At 46.5% G+C, this 16,818-nt stretch carries 17 protein-coding genes and 1 tRNA gene; 10 read left to right on the top strand and 8 right to left on the bottom strand.

The window, feature by feature from the left end:
* The first annotated feature begins 488 nt into the window (after positions 1–488).
* Together AAFP11_RS19210 and AAFP11_RS19205 are read left to right on the top strand one after the other, a co-directional pair.
* Positions 489–839: a transposase gene (locus tag AAFP11_RS19210; protein WP_341738505.1), complete on the top strand. Its 351-nt coding sequence runs from the start codon at positions 489–491 to the stop codon at positions 837–839.
* Between the two features lie 141 nt (positions 840–980).
* Positions 981–1,172, top strand: a complete 192-nt coding sequence (locus AAFP11_RS19205; RefSeq protein WP_341738504.1) for a chlorophyll a/b-binding protein — start codon at positions 981–983, stop codon at positions 1,170–1,172.
* Positions 1,173–1,266: 94 nt separating this feature from the next.
* Here the strand turns inward: AAFP11_RS19205 and AAFP11_RS19200 are convergent, their stop codons facing one another.
* The 4 genes from AAFP11_RS19200 to AAFP11_RS19185 all read right to left on the bottom strand — a co-directional run bounded on the left by AAFP11_RS19200 (position 1,267) and on the right by AAFP11_RS19185 (position 5,438).
* On the bottom strand, positions 1,267–1,872 hold the full coding sequence (locus AAFP11_RS19200; protein WP_341738503.1) for a DVUA0089 family protein: 606 nt from the start codon (positions 1,870–1,872) through the stop codon (positions 1,267–1,269).
* A gap of 482 nt (positions 1,873–2,354) precedes the next feature.
* Positions 2,355–3,803 carry a trypsin-like peptidase domain-containing protein gene (locus AAFP11_RS19195; protein ID WP_341738502.1) on the bottom strand — a complete coding sequence of 483 codons (1,449 nt, stop codon included), beginning with the start codon at positions 3,801–3,803 and terminating at the stop codon, positions 2,355–2,357.
* A gap of 208 nt (positions 3,804–4,011) precedes the next feature.
* A complete protein-coding gene (locus AAFP11_RS19190; RefSeq protein WP_341738501.1) occupies positions 4,012–4,863 on the bottom strand; it encodes a Ycf66 family protein in 852 nt (283 codons plus the stop codon).
* Positions 4,864–5,318: 455 nt separating this feature from the next.
* Entirely contained in the window at positions 5,319–5,438 is a 120-nt protein-coding gene (locus tag AAFP11_RS19185; RefSeq protein ID WP_293148964.1) for a photosystem II reaction center X protein, read from the bottom strand.
* A gap of 126 nt (positions 5,439–5,564) precedes the next feature.
* Here AAFP11_RS19185 and AAFP11_RS19180 point away from each other — a divergent pair, with 126 nt between their 5' ends.
* Positions 5,565–5,849 (top strand): YggT family protein, encoded by a 285-nt coding sequence (locus AAFP11_RS19180; protein WP_341738500.1) that lies wholly within the window; start codon positions 5,565–5,567, stop codon positions 5,847–5,849.
* A 108-nt stretch (positions 5,850–5,957) separates the two neighbouring features.
* Here the strand turns inward: AAFP11_RS19180 and accC are convergent, their stop codons facing one another.
* Entirely contained in the window at positions 5,958–7,310 is a 1,353-nt protein-coding gene (gene accC, locus AAFP11_RS19175; RefSeq protein ID WP_341738499.1) for an acetyl-CoA carboxylase biotin carboxylase subunit, read from the bottom strand.
* A 228-nt stretch (positions 7,311–7,538) separates the two neighbouring features.
* Here accC and AAFP11_RS19170 point away from each other — a divergent pair.
* From AAFP11_RS19170 to AAFP11_RS19160, 3 genes are all read left to right on the top strand, one after another.
* Positions 7,539–7,622, top strand: a tRNA-Leu gene (locus AAFP11_RS19170).
* Positions 7,623–7,887: 265 nt separating this feature from the next.
* Positions 7,888–8,151, top strand: a complete 264-nt coding sequence (locus AAFP11_RS19165) for a tetratricopeptide repeat protein (protein ID WP_341738498.1) — start codon at positions 7,888–7,890, stop codon at positions 8,149–8,151.
* A 403-nt stretch (positions 8,152–8,554) separates the two neighbouring features.
* The gene (locus tag AAFP11_RS19160) at positions 8,555–9,049 is read left to right on the top strand and encodes a hypothetical protein (RefSeq protein ID WP_341738497.1); all 495 of its coding nucleotides are present in this window, start codon (positions 8,555–8,557) and stop codon (positions 9,047–9,049) included.
* A 188-nt stretch (positions 9,050–9,237) separates the two neighbouring features.
* Here AAFP11_RS19160 and AAFP11_RS19155 read toward each other — a convergent pair whose 3' ends face one another.
* From AAFP11_RS19155 to AAFP11_RS19145, 3 genes are all read right to left on the bottom strand, one after another.
* A complete protein-coding gene (locus AAFP11_RS19155) occupies positions 9,238–10,023 on the bottom strand; it encodes a photosystem II S4 domain protein (RefSeq protein ID WP_341738496.1) in 786 nt (261 codons plus the stop codon).
* A gap of 12 nt (positions 10,024–10,035) precedes the next feature.
* Positions 10,036–10,623: a Uma2 family endonuclease gene (locus AAFP11_RS19150; protein WP_341738495.1), complete on the bottom strand. Its 588-nt coding sequence runs from the start codon at positions 10,621–10,623 to the stop codon at positions 10,036–10,038.
* An 88-nt stretch (positions 10,624–10,711) separates the two neighbouring features.
* Positions 10,712–11,218 carry a hypothetical protein gene (locus tag AAFP11_RS19145; RefSeq protein WP_341738494.1) on the bottom strand — a complete coding sequence of 169 codons (507 nt, stop codon included), beginning with the start codon at positions 11,216–11,218 and terminating at the stop codon, positions 10,712–10,714.
* Positions 11,219–11,501: 283 nt separating this feature from the next.
* Between AAFP11_RS19145 and serA the strand changes: the two genes are divergently transcribed.
* The 4 genes from serA to AAFP11_RS19125 all read left to right on the top strand — a co-directional run bounded on the left by serA (position 11,502) and on the right by AAFP11_RS19125 (position 16,518).
* On the top strand, positions 11,502–13,085 hold the full coding sequence (serA, locus tag AAFP11_RS19140; protein ID WP_341738493.1) for a phosphoglycerate dehydrogenase: 1,584 nt from the start codon (positions 11,502–11,504) through the stop codon (positions 13,083–13,085).
* Between the two features lie 358 nt (positions 13,086–13,443).
* Entirely contained in the window at positions 13,444–14,334 is an 891-nt protein-coding gene (gene prmA / locus AAFP11_RS19135) for a 50S ribosomal protein L11 methyltransferase (protein ID WP_341738492.1), read from the top strand.
* 365 nt (positions 14,335–14,699) lie between these two features.
* Positions 14,700–15,392 (top strand): pentapeptide repeat-containing protein, encoded by a 693-nt coding sequence (locus tag AAFP11_RS19130; protein WP_341738491.1) that lies wholly within the window; start codon positions 14,700–14,702, stop codon positions 15,390–15,392.
* A gap of 52 nt (positions 15,393–15,444) precedes the next feature.
* Entirely contained in the window at positions 15,445–16,518 is a 1,074-nt protein-coding gene (locus AAFP11_RS19125) for a pentapeptide repeat-containing protein (protein ID WP_341738490.1), read from the top strand.
* Positions 16,519–16,818: the final 300 nt, after the last annotated feature.

The following is a 16,818-nucleotide window of genomic DNA, read 5'->3' as shown; positions in this document are numbered from 1 at the left end:
GGTAGGTCGCATCATTGTGCGCTATGAGGGGGTAGGTTTGTCAATGTGGCGAAATATTACAAAGTCCTTTAGATAAAAAAAAGATTTACGAAAGAATCAGCCTTTGAGTACATTTTTTGTTACATATTTTTATATTCTTTAGAAAAACCGAAGGCTGGGGGAGCAAGTTAACAAAATCCCCAATACCGCAGCAAGATCCGACAGCGCCGTTGATTTCTGTGGAAAACTTTGTCAAATCTGTGGAAAACCTGCAACTTGCCTGTGGAAACGCTGTGGAATATTGCGGAAAAACTAAGGGAAAAAATAAGAATTGCGAAGGGGGATGGGTATTGTTGATGGTTGATCAGTGACTATTGACTGGAGTTTAGACTAAGCAGGGCTTGCTGAATAATCGATCGCAAATCAATAACAAGAGCGATCGATATATTCAAGCCGAGGTAAACATGAGTTTTTCCTGCCTCAATTTGAGTTAAATATAAGCGCCGATTATGTTGAGCCCAAAAACAGGGATTGTTTTCCCGGAACGGCATAAAAACACACAAAAAACCCGATACCACCAGGTAGAAATGTTGATTGCTAAAAAGTTAGACAGGAAGATTCACCGACTTGAAAAAAAGCTAGCCCGTCAACAAAAAGACTCTAAGAGAAGAAATGCAAGCCACCTTCAGATTGCCAAATTGCACAACGAGATAGCAGACATCCGCACAGACTTCCTGCACAAACTGTCAACTAAAATAGTTAACGAAAACCAAGTGATTGTTTTGGAAGATTTCAATGTGTCAGGAATGGTCAATAATCGCAAGCTTGCTAGAGCAATTAACCAGCTTGCGATGGTATGAATTCCAAATGTTGTGCGAAGCAAAATCTGATAAGCTCGATCGCCAATTTAGGATTGTTAGTCGAAAGGATAGCTGATTTTACTAATAAGTGCTATTTTGCTATAAAATTTTAAATCAACACTCAACACTCACCACTTTTCAATGAAATCTAAAACTCCTGCTTCCCCAACACCACCAAGCCCAGAGTCAGCCGAAAAAGCAGAACCTGCCTTTGGCTGGAACGCCTACGCGGAACAAATCAACGGACGATTTGCCATGGTAGGATTCGTGGCAATTCTGTTGCTCGAATTCTTCACAGGCGAGAATTTTTTTACCTGGCTAGGTTTGGGTTAAATCACTAAAAAACGGAAGGTGAAAAATAAATTGTTATCCAATTTTCACCTTCCCCGTAGATGTTTGAAATCCGAGAACATCGATTTATAAATTATTAATTATTAATGACTTCCCGGACTTTCAAACTGTACTTTCCTTTACCTTTGGGCGGTGAATCAAAAGCATTGACAATTACTTTGTAGCTACCACTGGCCGACAAAGTAACAGTCAATTCCGAATTGGAGTTTTGCTCAGTAGCATCATCATTTTCTGCAAGCAACTCGCCTTTGGAGTTGAAGACAGCCAAATAAGTATCAAACTCGCCACTTTCTAAAGACACAACTACTGTCTGGCCTGTCGTGCCTTCAAAGGTATATTCATCATATAAACTGCTGTCTGAGGGCAGTACGGAAGACTTAGCCGGAGTCAGTTCTCCTTGTTTATCCAAAATGACTTTAGACGATCCGGCAGCAGGAATAGGCAAAGCTGAGGGAGTTGGTATGGCTGATGGCGAAGACTTAGGAGTAGCTTGAGCTAAAACATGATTAATATCCCTGTTAGTATGAGGAGCATTCTGAGAAAATCCTGCGGCAATTAGGGTAGAATTACCGGGCGCTAAAACTCCACTCGCATCGAAAACTGGCGAGGAAGCAACGGGCTTGGCTGAAACAGTAGCTAGCAGAGCAATTGGCGCGATCGCCCAAAATCTAACTTGACGCATGAATTACCTCAGTTTTTGATGAAGGAAGAAGGAAGAAGGCAGAAGGAAGAAGGAAGAAGAACCCCCCCCTGCCCCCCCCTAGGGGGGAAATTCAAGCAGAAGGAAGAAGGAAGAAGAACCCCCCCCCTGCCCCCCCCTAGGGGGGAAATTCAGGCAGAAGGAAGAAGAACCCTCCCCTGCCCCCCCCAAGGGGGGAAATTCAGGCAGAAGGAAGAAGAACCCCCCCTGCCCCCCCAAGGGGGGAAATTCAGGCAGAAGGAAGAAGAACCCCCCCCTGCTCCCCCCTAGGGGGGAAATTCAGGCAGAAGGAAGAAGAACCCCCCCCTGCTCCCCCCTAGGGGGGAAATTCAGGCAGAAGGAAGAAGAACCCTCCCCTACCCCAGGGCGGTTTCATTCTGCAAAAAACGAGGGCTTTGTAGGGGTAGTGCCCCCGTGCCTACCCCCCCACTCATAACTAATTCCCAATTACTAATTTTCAACTTTTAGCGGACTGTTAGAGTGTAACGCCCCCGGCCCGAAGCGTCGTAAGCATTGACAATGACACGATAGCGACCCGTAGCGGGTAAAGTAACGCTTAGAGACGCATTTTTAGTCGCATCGCTCTCATCATCATTTTCTGCTACTAATCGACCATTAGGGCCAAACAGAGCCACATAGGGATCGAACTCTTTACTTTCGAGGGAAATATCCACCGACTGACCCGATCGACCTTCAAAAGTATACTCGCGATACAGACTGTTGTCAGAGGGTAGTACCTGAGCTCCTGGGGCTAAAGTACCTTCTTCTTGCAAAATCGCCCTGGCCGCTTGGGTAGAAGCTGCGGCTTTCAGTTCTAGTGTATAAGCTCCCGACTGCCTGGCCTGGTTGGAATTTGCCAATAAGGTGTAAGTGCCGTTTGCTGGTAGCCTGACTGTAATTCGGGCATTGTTACTGCCTGCGCCGTCATCATCTTGAGCGATTTGCCGCCGATCGGGGCCGAGCAAGATTAAATAAGGGTCAATTTCTTGACTTTTCATTTCAATTGTGATTCGCTGACCTGCTTTTCCTTCAAAGGAGTAGAGGTCGAAAAAGCTGTTGTCTCCCGGCAGAACGCTAGACTGGTTGGTGAGTTTGCCACTGATTGCTGGCCCGTTGAGTGCTAGTTTTGCAGGTGATTTGTTACCAAAGGGCGATCGTGTCTGAGCAACGCGGGGAGCTCGCCCTTCTCTTACCGCCGTCAGGAAAGCGGGCACTTTGTCTATGGAAATGGCAAAACCGATGCCGATATTGCCTCCGCCCTGACCGCGAGTAAAAATAGAAGTGTTGACTCCGATTAATTCTCCCGAACTGTTAAGCAGTGGACCTCCTGAATTGCCGGGATTGATGGCTGCGTCTGTTTGAATCAAGCTTCGTTGTTGGTCGATGCGGCTGACAATTCCGACGGTAAAAGTACCTTGAAATCGACCGAAAGGATTGCCGATCGCAAATGCTTGTTGTCCCACTTTCACCGAACCGGGACGGGCTAAAGGAATTGTCGGTAAATTGTTTTGACCCCGCATTTTAACTACGGCTAAGTCTAAGCCTTCTTCCCCGAATCCAATGACATCGGCTGGGACTTTTTTGCCATCTGACAAAATTATATTGACAGTACCGCCGGCGGAAACAACATGGGCGTTGGTTAAAACCATGCCGTCGGGGCTGATAATTGTGCCGCTACCGTTGGATTTATCTGTATCGACGGTAACAACCGCCGGACTGGCTCGTTCGTAAACGCGAATATTAGTTTGTTCTTCGATATTTTGGGCGATCGCACCCTGTCTATCCAGCGACTTAAATTCAGTAACATCTGGTGATGACTGCACAGGGGATGTGGTAACAACGGCGGTGGCGCTGGCTGAAACCCCCATTGTTAAAATTCCCGATATTGCTAAACTTAAAAGTTTGAAATTCATGGCGATCGATGAGTATTTAGCTGTCGGTTGTGATCTGTGTTGTCTCTGCGTTGATCTGCGGTTTCCCACTCCCCATTCACAGTTTTTTGGATCGTAATTCTCCGATCGCGATCGCCAGTAGATGGGCATCAATCAAATGTAACTGGTATTTTGCCGGTGATATTGACACCAGAAATATTAAATTTCACCCATCTACTTAGCACTTCCCCTAGTTGTCGAAATTGGGGGAATTATCCGGTTGGTCTTCCGGGTGTTCTACTGGTCGATACTCGACGTAATCTGAGGGTGGTGCTTGCACATCCCGGCTACTAGGGCGAGACTTCCCTCCTTCGGCGGGACGGGTTTTTTTGGTTCTCGGTGTCCCATCGCTGCGGTTATCGGAAGTTGGCGGGCGGCTGTTACGGCTGCGAGTCGGTTTTTCATCGGGATTGTCTGAAATGTCCCAACGGTCCGATCGGTCCGAACGCTCCGATCGGTCCGAACGCTCCGAACGCTCCGAGCGCTCTGGGGCCTGGTTTTCGGGGCGAGAGGGGCGTTTGCGGGACGATCGCTCAGGTCCATCGGGTTTAGATATATCAATGCTGCTGTTGCGACGGTCGGGACGGCGGCGAGGTTCATCGTCGTAGCCTTCCCGCGAAGCACGATAATCTTGACTACCTCTAATCCGGGGACGCTGGGGATAGTCTTCCTCTGGTTCTAGCTGCTCAATGTCAGCATCGTAGCCCTCATAACCGTAGGCGTTGCTGACGGGTCTATCTTCATCGATATATTGTGCCCGGCTTTTAGCTTGGGCGGTGGTTGCTCCCCGCAGCTTAATACTTTCGGCTGCAAAAAATATGGCGGAACCGGTGAGCATGAATTGACCGAAGGCCAGAATTGGATCTAGCCGCCAGCCTTGAAATAATAGAATACCGCCACAAAGTAGACCTACTGCTGCAAAAAAAATATCGTGGTCTCGTGCTAGCTTGGGACGCCAAGATCGTAGAAAGTAAAGTCCCGCGCCAGCTACTGCTAGGATGATCCCCAGCAGGCTGCTCCAGTTTAATCCTAAATTAACCATTACCCTATCTCCTATTTCTGTTCTATATTAGCGAGTTAGATGTTTACATTTTTACTTAAATCTGCTATTCCGACTTGGCTGGATGAGGGTCTCATCCGCTTTGCAGCTTGGGAATTGACATAATATTGACTAATACAGAGTCTGAACTGCTCATATAAAATCCTGTCTTCATCGTCCTGTATTAAACTCTCTCTTCTCTTCCTTCGCGTCCTTAGCGCCTTCGCGGTTAAATCATTCCGATACAACCGGAATTGATATCACCGGGCTACAGGTAGAGCGAGGGACTTTCCGGCGGTGTCAGTTAACGCGAAAAACCTCAGCTTGGCAGTTCTAGAAGGTTTTGCCTTCTGAGTTGCTTACAGCCGAGGTTTCGGAACTGGGGAAATGCCCGACTTCAAGCCATAGCTACAGCCGACAATTGACTTTGACGCCGGACTTGGATCTTTAGAGATGTTTTAGGTGCGCTTAATTTTGTCTTTTTGGCTGATGAAGATTAGGGCGATCGTTGCTGGAATTACCACCAAACTAACGCCCACCAGCAGGCTGTACAGAAAATTCGCGAGTGAAGGAGTCATAGATTCAAAGCCTTTGTTACAACAATTTGATTTTTATTAATTTTATACTTTCGATCGCACCAGGGAAACAGTTAAAATTATGAATACCTGACTTAACAAAACTTAAAATTTCGACACAATAACTCTATGACTGGTATTACCGTTACAAGTTGGATTCTGGGCTCTGTCCTAGTGGTGATGACTTTGCTGTTCATTTTCCGCATCGTTCTGACTTGGTATCCGCAGGTCAACCTCAGCAAACTGCCATTGAGCTTGATTGCTTGGCCCACGGAACCTTTTTTAGTCGTAACTAGAAAAATTGTACCCCCGATCGGCGGGGTGGACATTACGCCGATTATTTGGGTTGGCATCTGTAGCTTGCTGCGAGAAATGATTCTCGGTCAGCAGGGGCTACTGACGATGATGATGTAGGAATGGGGAATTGGGCATGGGGCATCGCTGCACTGGGCATCGCTGCACTGGGCATGGGGCATCGGTTAGTTGCCTACTGCCTACTGCCTACTGCCAATTGCCTACTGCCTACTGACTATTATTCATGAACTGTTCGACAAAGTTCGTGTAAACTTCGCCCCTGAGAAATTCCGGGCTGTCGAGGATTTTTTGGTGGAAACTGAGGGTGGTGGGAACACCGGTAATCGCACATTCCCGCAGTGCCCGTTTCATCCGGCGAATGGCTGAAGGTCGATCGCGCCCCCAGACTATCAACTTACCAATTAAAGAATCGTAGTAAGCCGGTATTTCATAATCAGTGTAAACGTGAGAGTCCATGCGCACCCCTGGGCCGCCGGGAGGCAAAAAGCCCGTGATTATGCCCGGATGAGGCCGGAAATTGCGATCGGGGTCTTCGGCATTGATCCGACACTCGATCGCATGGCCGTTAAGGATTACTTGGTTTTGCTTGATTTGCAGTTTTTCTCCTTGGGCGATCCGAATTTGTTCCGCGATCAAGTCAAGGCCTGTAATCATCTCCGTCACGGTATGTTCTACCTGAATCCGGGTGTTCATTTCCATGAAGTAGAACTTGCCCGATTTGTCAAGCAAAAATTCCACTGTTCCTGCACCCGTGTAGTTGATGGATTTGGCCGCGGCAATGGCGGCGTGACCCATTTGATCTCGCAGTTTCTGGCTGAGGGCTGGGCTGGGGGCTTCTTCCAGGAGTTTTTGGTGTCGGCGCTGAATCGAACAATCTCTTTCGCCGAGGTGGATGACGTTACCGTAGTTGTCGGCGAGGATTTGGATTTCGATATGCCGGGGTTTTTCGATGAATTTTTCTAGGTAAAGTCCCGGATTGCCGAAGGCTGCATCGGCTTCGCCTTGGGCTGCACTAAATAGCTTGGGGAGTTCCGATGGTTCTCTGACTAGCCTCATGCCACGGCCTCCACCGCCGGCTGTGGCTTTGATCATCACAGGATAGCCGATTTCACGGGCGATCGACAAAGCTTCGTGTTCATCCGCCAGCAATCCTTCACTACCGGGAACTGTGGGGACTTTCACCCGCTGCATAGTTTCTTTAGCCGTGGATTTGTCGCCCATTGCCCGCATCGCAGCAGGACTAGGACCAATGAACGTAATTTGATGATCGGCGCAGATTTCCGCAAATCGGGCATTTTCCGCGAGAAAGCCATAGCCAGGGTGAATGGCTGCGGCATTCCGCGTCAGGGCTGCGGCGATGATGTTGGGAATGTTTAAATAGCTTTTGCTGCTGGTGGGGGGGCCGATACAAACGGCTTCGTCTGCCAACTGGACGTGCAAGGCGTGCTTGTCTACGGTGGAGTGAACGGCGACCGTGGCAATCCCCATTTCCTCGCAGGTGCGTAGTATGCGGAGGGCGATTTCTCCGCGATTAGCGATTAAAATTTTCGAGAACCCCATCTTCGGTGCTTATTCACTCAATATTCTGTAGAATAATCCCTTTCGGTATCTTCTGGATAATGGTTTCCCATAAATTCTTAACAAAAATTTATTTTACAATTTACTGATAATGGTGCTATGATTTTAAATCGGTGGTCTCAAGGGGCTAGTCACAAGTTAAAATTCAGGAACCTCAACCTGTGCATCTTTAACTCGTAACGCAAAAAATCCCAGAGATAGTCAAAAAGAGCGGATGTGGCGGAATTGGTATACGCGCACGCTTGAGGTGCGTGTGGCATTATGTCCTTGCGAGTTCGAGTCTCGCCATCCGCATTGAATAGGTAAAACAACTGTTGGCAGTTTTTGCTGTTGGCAGTTGTTTTGTTTTTGATTGTGATTGTGAGTGGCCAGAAACCGGGTTTTTTGGAGATATTTTGTTAATGTCGATAGAAATCGTAAAAACCCGGTTTCTTAGATTGTGATTGTGAGTGGCCAAAAACCGGGTTTTTTTGAGAATACTTCGTCAACAGTCTCTAGAAATCGTGGCTACACAAACAATGTCCGCCTCCGCGGACTAAGATTGAATTAACATCATGTTTTGTCTTTCTTTTTAGCGGGAATTCGACTGAAAGCGGAAGCAGATACACTGTTTGCACAAGGCTATCGGCAGAATAAAATCAGTCAATTTCGAGAAGCTTTGCAGTTTTATGAACAGGCATTAACTATCTATCGGGAAATAGGCGATCGCCAGCGAGAAGCTGCTTCCCTCCGCAATTTGGGCAGTGCTTACAAATCCCTAGGGAAATTCCAGAGGGCGATCGAATTTCACCAACAGTCTTTAGAGATTTCACGGAAGACATAAACCAAATAAACCTGGTTTTTCGCAGTTTTTAGGCGATGTATGAATATTCTCGAAAAAACCCGGTTTCTCGCCATACCCAAAATCTCAGAAACCGGGTTTTTCGCCAAATCATCGACTGTAATCAACTATTCTGGAAAAAACCCGGTTTCTCGCCCCACCCAAAATCTCAGAAACCGGGTTTTTCGCCAAATCATCGACTGTAATCAACTATTCTGGAAAAAACCCGGTTTCTCGCCACCCCGCGCATCCATTTTTTGAGTATGACAGCGACGAAGATGATGCGCCTAAACGGTGTCACATTCTAGTATGGTTGCAAGATAATCCCCAAACTTTGCAATTGGCAACCTCAACTTTTAATTATTCTGTGATGAATCTGTTGTGTTCTCGTGCTAAAATCATATTTGTGTATTGCGCAGCTCGGAAAAACTATCGCAAAGCACAGCAAATTGTCGGCGATTTAGAAAAGAAGCTTCCTGAATTCGGTGAAATTGAAAGAGAACAAGATAGAATTGAACAGGTGGAATTCGATCGCGAAAAGGAAGAGAGAGAACGTCAGCGCGATCGCGAACAAATACAATTGTACAGGCAAAAGGAAGAAGAAGAGAAAATTCGCGATCGCCAACAGATGGAATTATACCAGCAAAACGAAGACAAAGAGAAAAAGCGCGATCGCCAACTTGAGAATATCATCTTTTTTGTCGGAACTGCGATCGGCGGCGGACAAATCTTTTCCGCAGCTTATCCTCTCATCAAGGATACACCGATTCGCTGGCAACCCGATTTTTCTCTCCCGCTGCATCCCTTTGCTGCGACAATTTTGTGGAGTCTGCTGTTTGGCTTAGTATTTGGCTTGTTAATGCTGGGTGTCGCCGTGTTGATTAGGAAAATATTTAGATAATTTGGATTTAGGACTTACGCATACAATCATAGAAACCGGGTTTTTTTCCAGATAACCGACTGTATCGATATTCTTGGTAAAAACCCGGTTTCTGGGGCCACGCATCACAGCTAAAGAAACCGGGTTTTTCGGAGTTTTTGGGTGGTGTAACAATACTCTCGGAAAAAACCCGGTTTCTGGCCTATAAATTACAAATACCGAGTTAATTGTACTCGATAGCGTTCCTTCTTGGTAACAGCAACTTCTCCTATTTCCAATCTTCCCTTGCCGCTAACAGCGATTAAATCTCCAGACTTGACATTATAACTAGCTTGAGTGATGTCTTTCCAATTAACTCGCACGTCGCCGCTGTCAATTAAATCGACCATTTTGCTGCGAGACATGGCGAATCCAGCCGAAGCCACAGCATCTAATCTCATCGATGCTTCAACTGTCACCATTTCTTTCTTTTTTGGTTCTCTAATCTTGAGTTCACTCAACTCAATGCGACGAGTTTTTACTGGAACCGATCGCACTTGTTGCAAACTCATCTCCAAATACTCTACCATCTCAGGCATCACGATCGCCTGCGCCCCACGTTCGCCCAACACAATCACATCACCCGTTTTCTCGCGCACAATTCCCGTGCCCAACATCGCCCCCAAAAAGTCGCGGTGAGAAGCTGTATCGAATAGGAAATTGCCAGCGATTTCTACCGCAGCCATGTTAACGCGAGCAGAGTCGATCGCAATTTCCGATCGCGCGATCGCAATTCTTTGTCTTTCCGCCTGCGGATACCCACCCCAAGCCACCAATTCCACATCACTCAAACGACTAAATACAACCTTAGCATCCGCTAATTCAGGAGGCGACAGAAAATCAGTCAGAGTCACTTCCCAAGTTTTAATAGCTTGTTCGGCGCAGTCAATCACTCGCGCCACCGATTCGCGATTTTCAATACCTTTTAACAGTTCTTCTCTTTGCAAATTTGCCATAATTAAATCAACCTACAAAATATCACTTAAATCCAAAACAAAACCCGGCAATACATCCTCACCTGATAGAGTTGCAGGGGAATATCTAATTTCCACATCTCTATCAGGGCGGGAGATTTCAACTTGTCTATTTTTGCGATCGAGCAACCATCCCAACTTTGCTCCATTTTTGATGTACACTTTCATTTTAGCCCGCAATTTTTCTAATGAATCGCTAGCCGACCGCAATTCCACTACAAAATCAGGACAAATCGGTGCAAATTTCTCTTTTTGTTCGGGAGTTAAGGCATCCCATCTGTCGCGTCGCACCCAAGCAGAATCAGGAGAAATATCTGAACCGTCGGGCAGTTTGAATCCACTAGAAGAGTCGAAAACAACTCCTAAATTGTTTTGAATATTCCAAGCTGTAAGTTGAAAGTTTAAGCCAGAATTTCGTCTGCCAGTCTCGCTACCCGTAGGTGACATGATAATCAATTCTCCATTAGCCGTGCGTTCAAATCTTAAATCCCGGTTGTTTTGACACAACTGAAAAAACTGCTCATCAGTTAATTCGAGAGTTAATTCTAGGGGAGAATGTAGGGCGATAGTTTGTGATTCCATAACTGTCTCCAAAGATTAATTGAGTAGAATGAAAACAGCCAACTGCCAACTGCCAACTGACAACTGCCAACTGACAACTGCCAACTAACTATGTTTCTGTATAACCTTGCATATTTTCCGGTTCAAACTGCCGCAAAATATTAGCAGCCTTTCCAGTTAAATCATCAGTACCCTTCACCGCAATCAAAAACTTACCCGCATTCAAACGGTTGCGGTAGGGTAAAGCATCGCCGCTACCAAAAGCCATACCACCCGCGCCTCCCACAAACACGCTACCCATCCCAGCAGCGATCGCACCTAATACCCCACCGATGACATGATCGCCTATTTCTCCCGCCCAAGCAAAAGTCCTTAACTCCGTAATCAGACTGAAAGTAAAGCCAGCAATAAACCCAAAAGGTATCAACCAAATAGCCATCAGTTTAGCTTGCTTCTTTGCTTGCTGATTCGGGTCTATCAAACCAAATTCATCAGCAGTTTTGTAGCCGCGGCCCAAAATGCTGACTTGTTTCATCGGTAAGCCTTCTTTTTCTAGAGCACAATAGGCTGCTTCGGCTTGCATTCGATCGGGGAGTACGGCAATAAGATAATTCATTAAACACAATTCCTGATAGTTCAGCTAAGATAGCTAAAATGTATTATAACCCGAAAAGACTTGCTAGCTAAGCAGTTCGGGGATTTGAAGGCGGTTTGAGAGTGCGATCGACCACAAACCTAAAATATTTCAAGCAAAAACGACCTGTCTAGACCAAATACATATACAATTCAAACTGCACAAAGCCAAAATTAAGCTCAGCAGTAAGATACTGCTCCCAGTCTTAGCCTTTACTTTGAGCTCGCTGGGCCTATTTTTACTGAATTCCACTCAATTGCTTGCTATGCCTAAAGTTTTAGTATCCGATCCCATCGACCAAGCCGGAATTGATATCCTCTCTCAAGTCGCTCAAGTTGATGTCAACACAGGTTTGTCAGCAGCAGAACTGGTACGAATTATTCCAGATTACGACGCTTTAATGATCCGTTCTGGCACCCAAGTTACCAAAGAAATCATCGAAGCCGGCAACTTACTCAAAATCATCGGGCGCGCCGGAGTCGGCGTAGACAACGTAGATGTACCCGCCGCCACACGCAAAGGAATTGTAGTCGTCAATTCTCCCGAAGGTAACACGATCGCCGCCGCCGAACACGCGATCGCCATGATGCTGTCCATGTCCCGCCACATCCCAGAAGCCAACGCATCTGTCAAAAGTGGTAAATGGGAACGCAACCGCTTCATCGGCGTAGAAGTTTACAAAAAAACCCTCGGTATCGTCGGTTTGGGCAAAATCGGCTCCCACCTAGCCGCCGCCGCCAAAGCAATGGGCATGAAACTCCTAGCCTACGACCCCTTCATTTCCACCGAAAGAGCCGAACAGTTGGGCTGTCGCTTAGTAGAACTAGAACTGCTGATGCGCGAATCTGACTACATCACGCTACACATCCCCAAAACCCCCGAAACCCTGCACCTAATCAACGCAGAAGTGCTGTCGAAGATGAAGCCCACGGCCCGCATCATTAACTGCGCCAGAGGTGGCATCATCGACGAAGCAGCCCTCGCTGAAGCCATAAAAGAAGGGAAGATTGCCGGCGCTGCGATCGACGTTTACGAACACGAGCCCCTGGAAGCTGATTCTCCTCTGCGGAGTGTGGGCCAAAACATCGTACTCACACCCCACTTGGGCGCATCGACAGCCGAAGCTCAGGTGAATGTGGCGATCGACGTTGCCGAACAAATCCGTGATGTACTGTTAGGATTACCAGCGCGATCGGCTGTTAACATACCAGGAATTTTCCCAGATTCGATCGAAAAACTCAAACCATACCTGCAACTGGCCGAAACCCTAGGCAACCTCGTCAGCCAGCTAGCCGGCGGCCGAGTCGATTACCTCAACGTCCAACTCCAAGGCGAATTGGCAACCAACCAAGGTCAACCCGTAGTCGTCGCCGCCCTCAAAGGCCTACTTTCCCAAGCCTTGCGAGAGCGCGTTAACTACGTCAACGCCAGCATCGAAGCCAAAGAACGTGGCATTCGCGTCGTCGAAACCAGAGATGCCTCCATTCGCGACTACACAGGCTCTCTGCACCTGATGGCCAAGGGAACCCTGGGCGAACACACCGTCACTGGTGCTGTCCTCGGCGAAAACGAAATTCGGATTACCAGCGTGGACGATTTCCCCGTCAACGTTTCCCCGACTCACCATATGTTATTTACCTTGCACCGCGATATGCCGGGAATTATTGGCAAAATTGGTTCTCAGTTGGGCAGTTTTAATGTCAATATTGCCAGTATGCAGGTAGGGCGTAAAATCGTGCGCGGTGACGCGGTGATGGTTCTAAGTCTCGACGACCCTCTACCAGAGGGGATTTTGGCTGAAATCATCAAAGTTCCAGGAATTCGGGATGCTTACACGGTAAATCTTTGAGGTATTTTAGATTTTAGGTTTTGAATTGGGGGACTGATCCCGCCCCATTGGTGTCAACTTAACGTCAAACCCAGTCAGAGACTGCTGTTTGACTATTAAGCCTAGATCCCCCCTAGCCCCCCTTAAGAAGGGGGGGACAAGAGTCTTCTCAAAGTCCCCCTTCCCCCCTTGGGGGGGGCTAGGGGGGGGTGGGGATTTAGGGGGATCTAGACTCAGGTAAAAACCAGATTTCTCAGGGCTTTCAGGCTTAAGTTGACACCAATGATCCCGCCCTTGCTCCCAATCTAAAATCTAAAATCGCAAGTTCTCAGTCTCTCTCCCCCAATCTACAATCTAAAATCTCCAATCAAAAATCCTTATGGCACATAGCTGGTGGGAAATTCGAGTTCTTTGCGATCCGGCGTTGGAAGATATCATCTTCTGGCGCTTGGAAATGTTCGGCTGTCAGGGAAGTGTCAGCGAGATGAAAAGTAATTCTTGTCTGATGTCGGCTTACCTCCCGGAAGAAAAGGCGGGATTGTTGGATTTGGCCGCCCTGTCGCTGTGGTTGCGCCAAGACGCCCTGTGCGCGGGTTTGCCTTTACCAGCGATGCAGTGGGATTTGATTGAGGAAGAGGATTGGGGCAGCACTTGGAAGCAGCATTGGCAGCCTCAAGAAATTGGCGATCGCTTTTTAGTTTATCCCGCTTGGCTACCAATACCGCATAATCCCGATCGCATCATTTTACGTTTAGATCCCGGTGTCGCTTTCGGTACCGGTGCCCACGCCACCACTCAGCTTTGTCTGGAGTCGCTGGAAATGCGCCTCGGTTTTGATGACAAAGAGTGTATCATTGCCGATATTGGCTGCGGATCGGGTATTTTGTCGATCGGCGCGGTGTTATTAGGCGCCACAAAAGTTTATGCTTTGGATACCGATCCTTTGGCAGTGCGATCGACCATTAGCAACAGACAACTCAACCGAGTTAATTCTCAGCAGTTGGTTACAGAACTCGGTAGTATCGATCGGCTAAAAGAACTGGTCGATGAGCCTTTAGACGGTTTCATGTGCAACATTTTAGCAGAAGTAATCATCGATTTAATCCCGCAATTCACTGAAATTAGCAAACCAACTACTTGGGGAGTTCTCAGCGGCATTTTACTCGACCAAGCTAAACCAATTGCCGACACTCTCGAACAGCATGGTTGGATTGTCGCTACTTTGTGGAAGCGCCAAGATTGGTGTTGTTTTAACATTCGGCGAAGTTAGCAAGCTCAGATTTTCGATACATATATTAGTAGTAGGGTGCGTCAGTTGCCATGATTTTCGATGCGTATCGAATCGCTACAAACAGACGCACCTTAGACATATTAGTAGTATGGTGCGTCAGTTAAAATAATTTTTAATACCCATCGGATCGCTACAAACAGATGCACCCCTTTCCTTAATAGCAGAATTGGGGATATTATAAAGAAAATCGTATAGACTGTCTGTCGATGTTCGCTTCTGCGAATCTGTGATGCCACGAGTTGATAAACATTTGCTCCCGAAGTAAGTATTTACTGTTTTTCAAAGATTGAGTTATTTTAGTAGTATCAACATTTTTATTCTCAACAGATTCTAGAAATAAAGTCATGAACGAAGAAGAAAAAGAAGCAGAATATATCAGAATATACAACAGTAGAAAACATTTGTGGTTGGAAGAAGTGCTGAGGCGCTATGAGGCTGGGGAGAGAGACTTTTCTTTGATTAAAGTGAAATTGAGCAACGAGCAGTCTAAGGAGCGCTACTTAAGTGGAGTGAACTTGAGTGGAGCTAACTTCAAGGAAAGTGACTTGGAATCCCTGGTTTTTTACGGACAAGGAATCAATTTTAGTGGCTCAGATTTGAGCGACCTCGACTTGGCCTACGCACATTTTGAAGATGCGGATTTGAGTGGGGCTAACCTGAGCGGAGCTTGTCTGTGGCGAGCTAACTTTGACAGAGCGGATTTGACAGGGGCGAATTTGACTCAGACCGATTTGCAGGAGACTAAGTTTTACGACGCGAATTTGAGTAGAGCCAACTTAAGTGGAGCCGAGATGATTGAGACAAGTTTTGGTGATGCTAACTTAACCGATAGTGATTTTAGGAATGCTAAGTTTAAAGATAGAGTTCGTTTTTATCGGGCTGACTTGACGAGAACTAACTTTTTTGGCACCGAGTTGGATCTGGATGAAATTAGAGCTAACAAATCTGAAATGGCTATTTTTACAGACGCTTACTTTAAAGATACCATCATGCCCGATGGTACTATTTGGAATAGTGTAATCCCGGGAGTAGAATAGCTTTTTTAAAAGTAGTATTATTAAGAGTGTAAATAGATAAAGGTCGAAAGTTATGGACGCTGAAGAATTGCTCAGACGCTATGCCGATGGCGAGAGAGATTTCTCGGAAATTAGCTTGGTCGATGCCAATCTAGCAAACATGGACTTGAGTGGCATCGAGCTCAGTGGCGCTGATTTGAGAGGTGCTAATTTGAGAGAAACCAATCTCAGCGGAGCGCATCTAGCTTCTTCTAACCTGAGCACTGCTAATCTCAGTCGCGCTAACTTAAGTAATGCTTGCTTAGAAGAAGCTGACTTCAGTGATGCTGACTTAGGACTGGCTGACTTGGAAGGTGCTAATCTCAGTCACGCTAATTTGTGGGGAGCTGATTTGACGGATGCTTATTTGATTGATGCTAATTGTACCTCGGCAAATTTTAGCATGACATACTTGGTTGGCGCGAAAACTAAACGTGCCAACTTTCAGGGAGCGCAGATAGATACCGCTATTTTCCAAAGGGAAAAGATGCTGTTTACAGATATCATCAATCGTTATGCGGTTGGGGAGAGAAATTTCAGCGGCTTGATAGTGGAGAGTCCCAATTGCAGCCGGGAACGCAGGTCTTGGGAGCTCGGACAATTAAAAGGATTGGATTTGAGCGGTATTATTTTACGTAATAGTAATATCCAACAGCTCGGACCCTACATGAATGGAGTGATTTTGCGGGGGGCTGACTTGACTAGGGTTGATTTCGATCACAGCAATTTTGAAGGAGCAGATTTGAGCAATGCTATTTTGCGCGAAACCGGTTTCTTCCAATCAGTTTTTGCCCATGCTAATTTGAGCGGAGCTGACTTGACGGGAGCTGGGTTCGCTGAGGGGAGTTTTTGGTGTGCCGATTTCAGTAGAGCTAAATTTAATAAGGCAAGCATCAGCAGTCTTGGTTTTATCACCAATAATTTGACCGAGGCAACCTTCAAGGGAGCTAGGTTACACAGTGTTGATTTTGATGAAGCCAAGTTGACTAAAACGGACTTCCGGGAAGCCGACTTCGGTGTGAAAGATGATATATTCGGGGTCGAATTTCGAGATTGCCATTTTGAGGAGACCCTAATGCCCGATGGCAGCGTGCGGAACAATAGCTAAATTAAATAGACTTCCCTTCAAACGTGAGTTTGACGGTCAATCCGAGGGAAATTGCGATTTCAACAAAGTCTATTTTAGCCAGAATCTGAGCTATTGTGGAAGAACCTTCTGCACTTTCTTGAGCCTTTCCTTAATAGCAGAATTGGGGATATTAGAAAGAAAATCGTATTGACTGTCTGTCGATGTTCGCTTCTGCGAATCTGTGATGCCACGAGTTGATAAACATTTGCTCCCGAAGTAAGTATTTGCTATTTTTCAAAGATAGAGTTATTTTAGTAGTATCAACATTTTTATTCTCAA

Origin of the sequence: Microcoleus sp. CAWBG640 (assembly GCF_020883015.1) — a bacterium.
Classification (GTDB): Bacteria; Cyanobacteriota; Cyanobacteriia; order Cyanobacteriales; family Microcoleaceae; genus Microcoleus; species Microcoleus anatoxicus.
Note: the sequence above shows the minus strand (reverse complement) of the source record. Positions and strands in the feature narration are given on the sequence as shown.

Excerpts from the sequence above, each read along its gene's own strand:
- prmA (WP_341738492.1), top strand. The coding sequence starts at position 13,444 with ATGGCACATAGCTGGTGGGAAATTCGAGTTCTTTGCGATCCGGCGTTG.
- AAFP11_RS19130 (WP_341738491.1), top strand. The coding sequence starts at position 14,700 with ATGAACGAAGAAGAAAAAGAAGCAGAATATATCAGAATATACAACAGT.
- AAFP11_RS19190 (WP_341738501.1), bottom strand. The coding sequence starts at position 4,863 with ATGGTTAATTTAGGATTAAACTGGAGCAGCCTGCTGGGGATCATCCTA.
- AAFP11_RS19200 (WP_341738503.1), bottom strand. The coding sequence starts at position 1,872 with ATGCGTCAAGTTAGATTTTGGGCGATCGCGCCAATTGCTCTGCTAGCT.
- serA (WP_341738493.1), top strand. The coding sequence starts at position 11,502 with ATGCCTAAAGTTTTAGTATCCGATCCCATCGACCAAGCCGGAATTGAT.
- accC (WP_341738499.1), bottom strand. The coding sequence starts at position 7,310 with ATGGGGTTCTCGAAAATTTTAATCGCTAATCGCGGAGAAATCGCCCTC.
- AAFP11_RS19210 (WP_341738505.1), top strand. The coding sequence starts at position 489 with ATGTTGAGCCCAAAAACAGGGATTGTTTTCCCGGAACGGCATAAAAAC.
- AAFP11_RS19145 (WP_341738494.1), bottom strand. The coding sequence starts at position 11,218 with ATGAATTATCTTATTGCCGTACTCCCCGATCGAATGCAAGCCGAAGCA.
- AAFP11_RS19150 (WP_341738495.1), bottom strand. The coding sequence starts at position 10,623 with ATGGAATCACAAACTATCGCCCTACATTCTCCCCTAGAATTAACTCTC.
- AAFP11_RS19180 (WP_341738500.1), top strand. The coding sequence starts at position 5,565 with ATGACTGGTATTACCGTTACAAGTTGGATTCTGGGCTCTGTCCTAGTG.
- AAFP11_RS19185 (WP_293148964.1), bottom strand. The coding sequence starts at position 5,438 with ATGACTCCTTCACTCGCGAATTTTCTGTACAGCCTGCTGGTGGGCGTT.
- AAFP11_RS19205 (WP_341738504.1), top strand. The coding sequence starts at position 981 with ATGAAATCTAAAACTCCTGCTTCCCCAACACCACCAAGCCCAGAGTCA.
- AAFP11_RS19195 (WP_341738502.1), bottom strand. The coding sequence starts at position 3,803 with ATGAATTTCAAACTTTTAAGTTTAGCAATATCGGGAATTTTAACAATG.
- AAFP11_RS19125 (WP_341738490.1), top strand. The coding sequence starts at position 15,445 with ATGGACGCTGAAGAATTGCTCAGACGCTATGCCGATGGCGAGAGAGAT.
- AAFP11_RS19155 (WP_341738496.1), bottom strand. The coding sequence starts at position 10,023 with ATGGCAAATTTGCAAAGAGAAGAACTGTTAAAAGGTATTGAAAATCGC.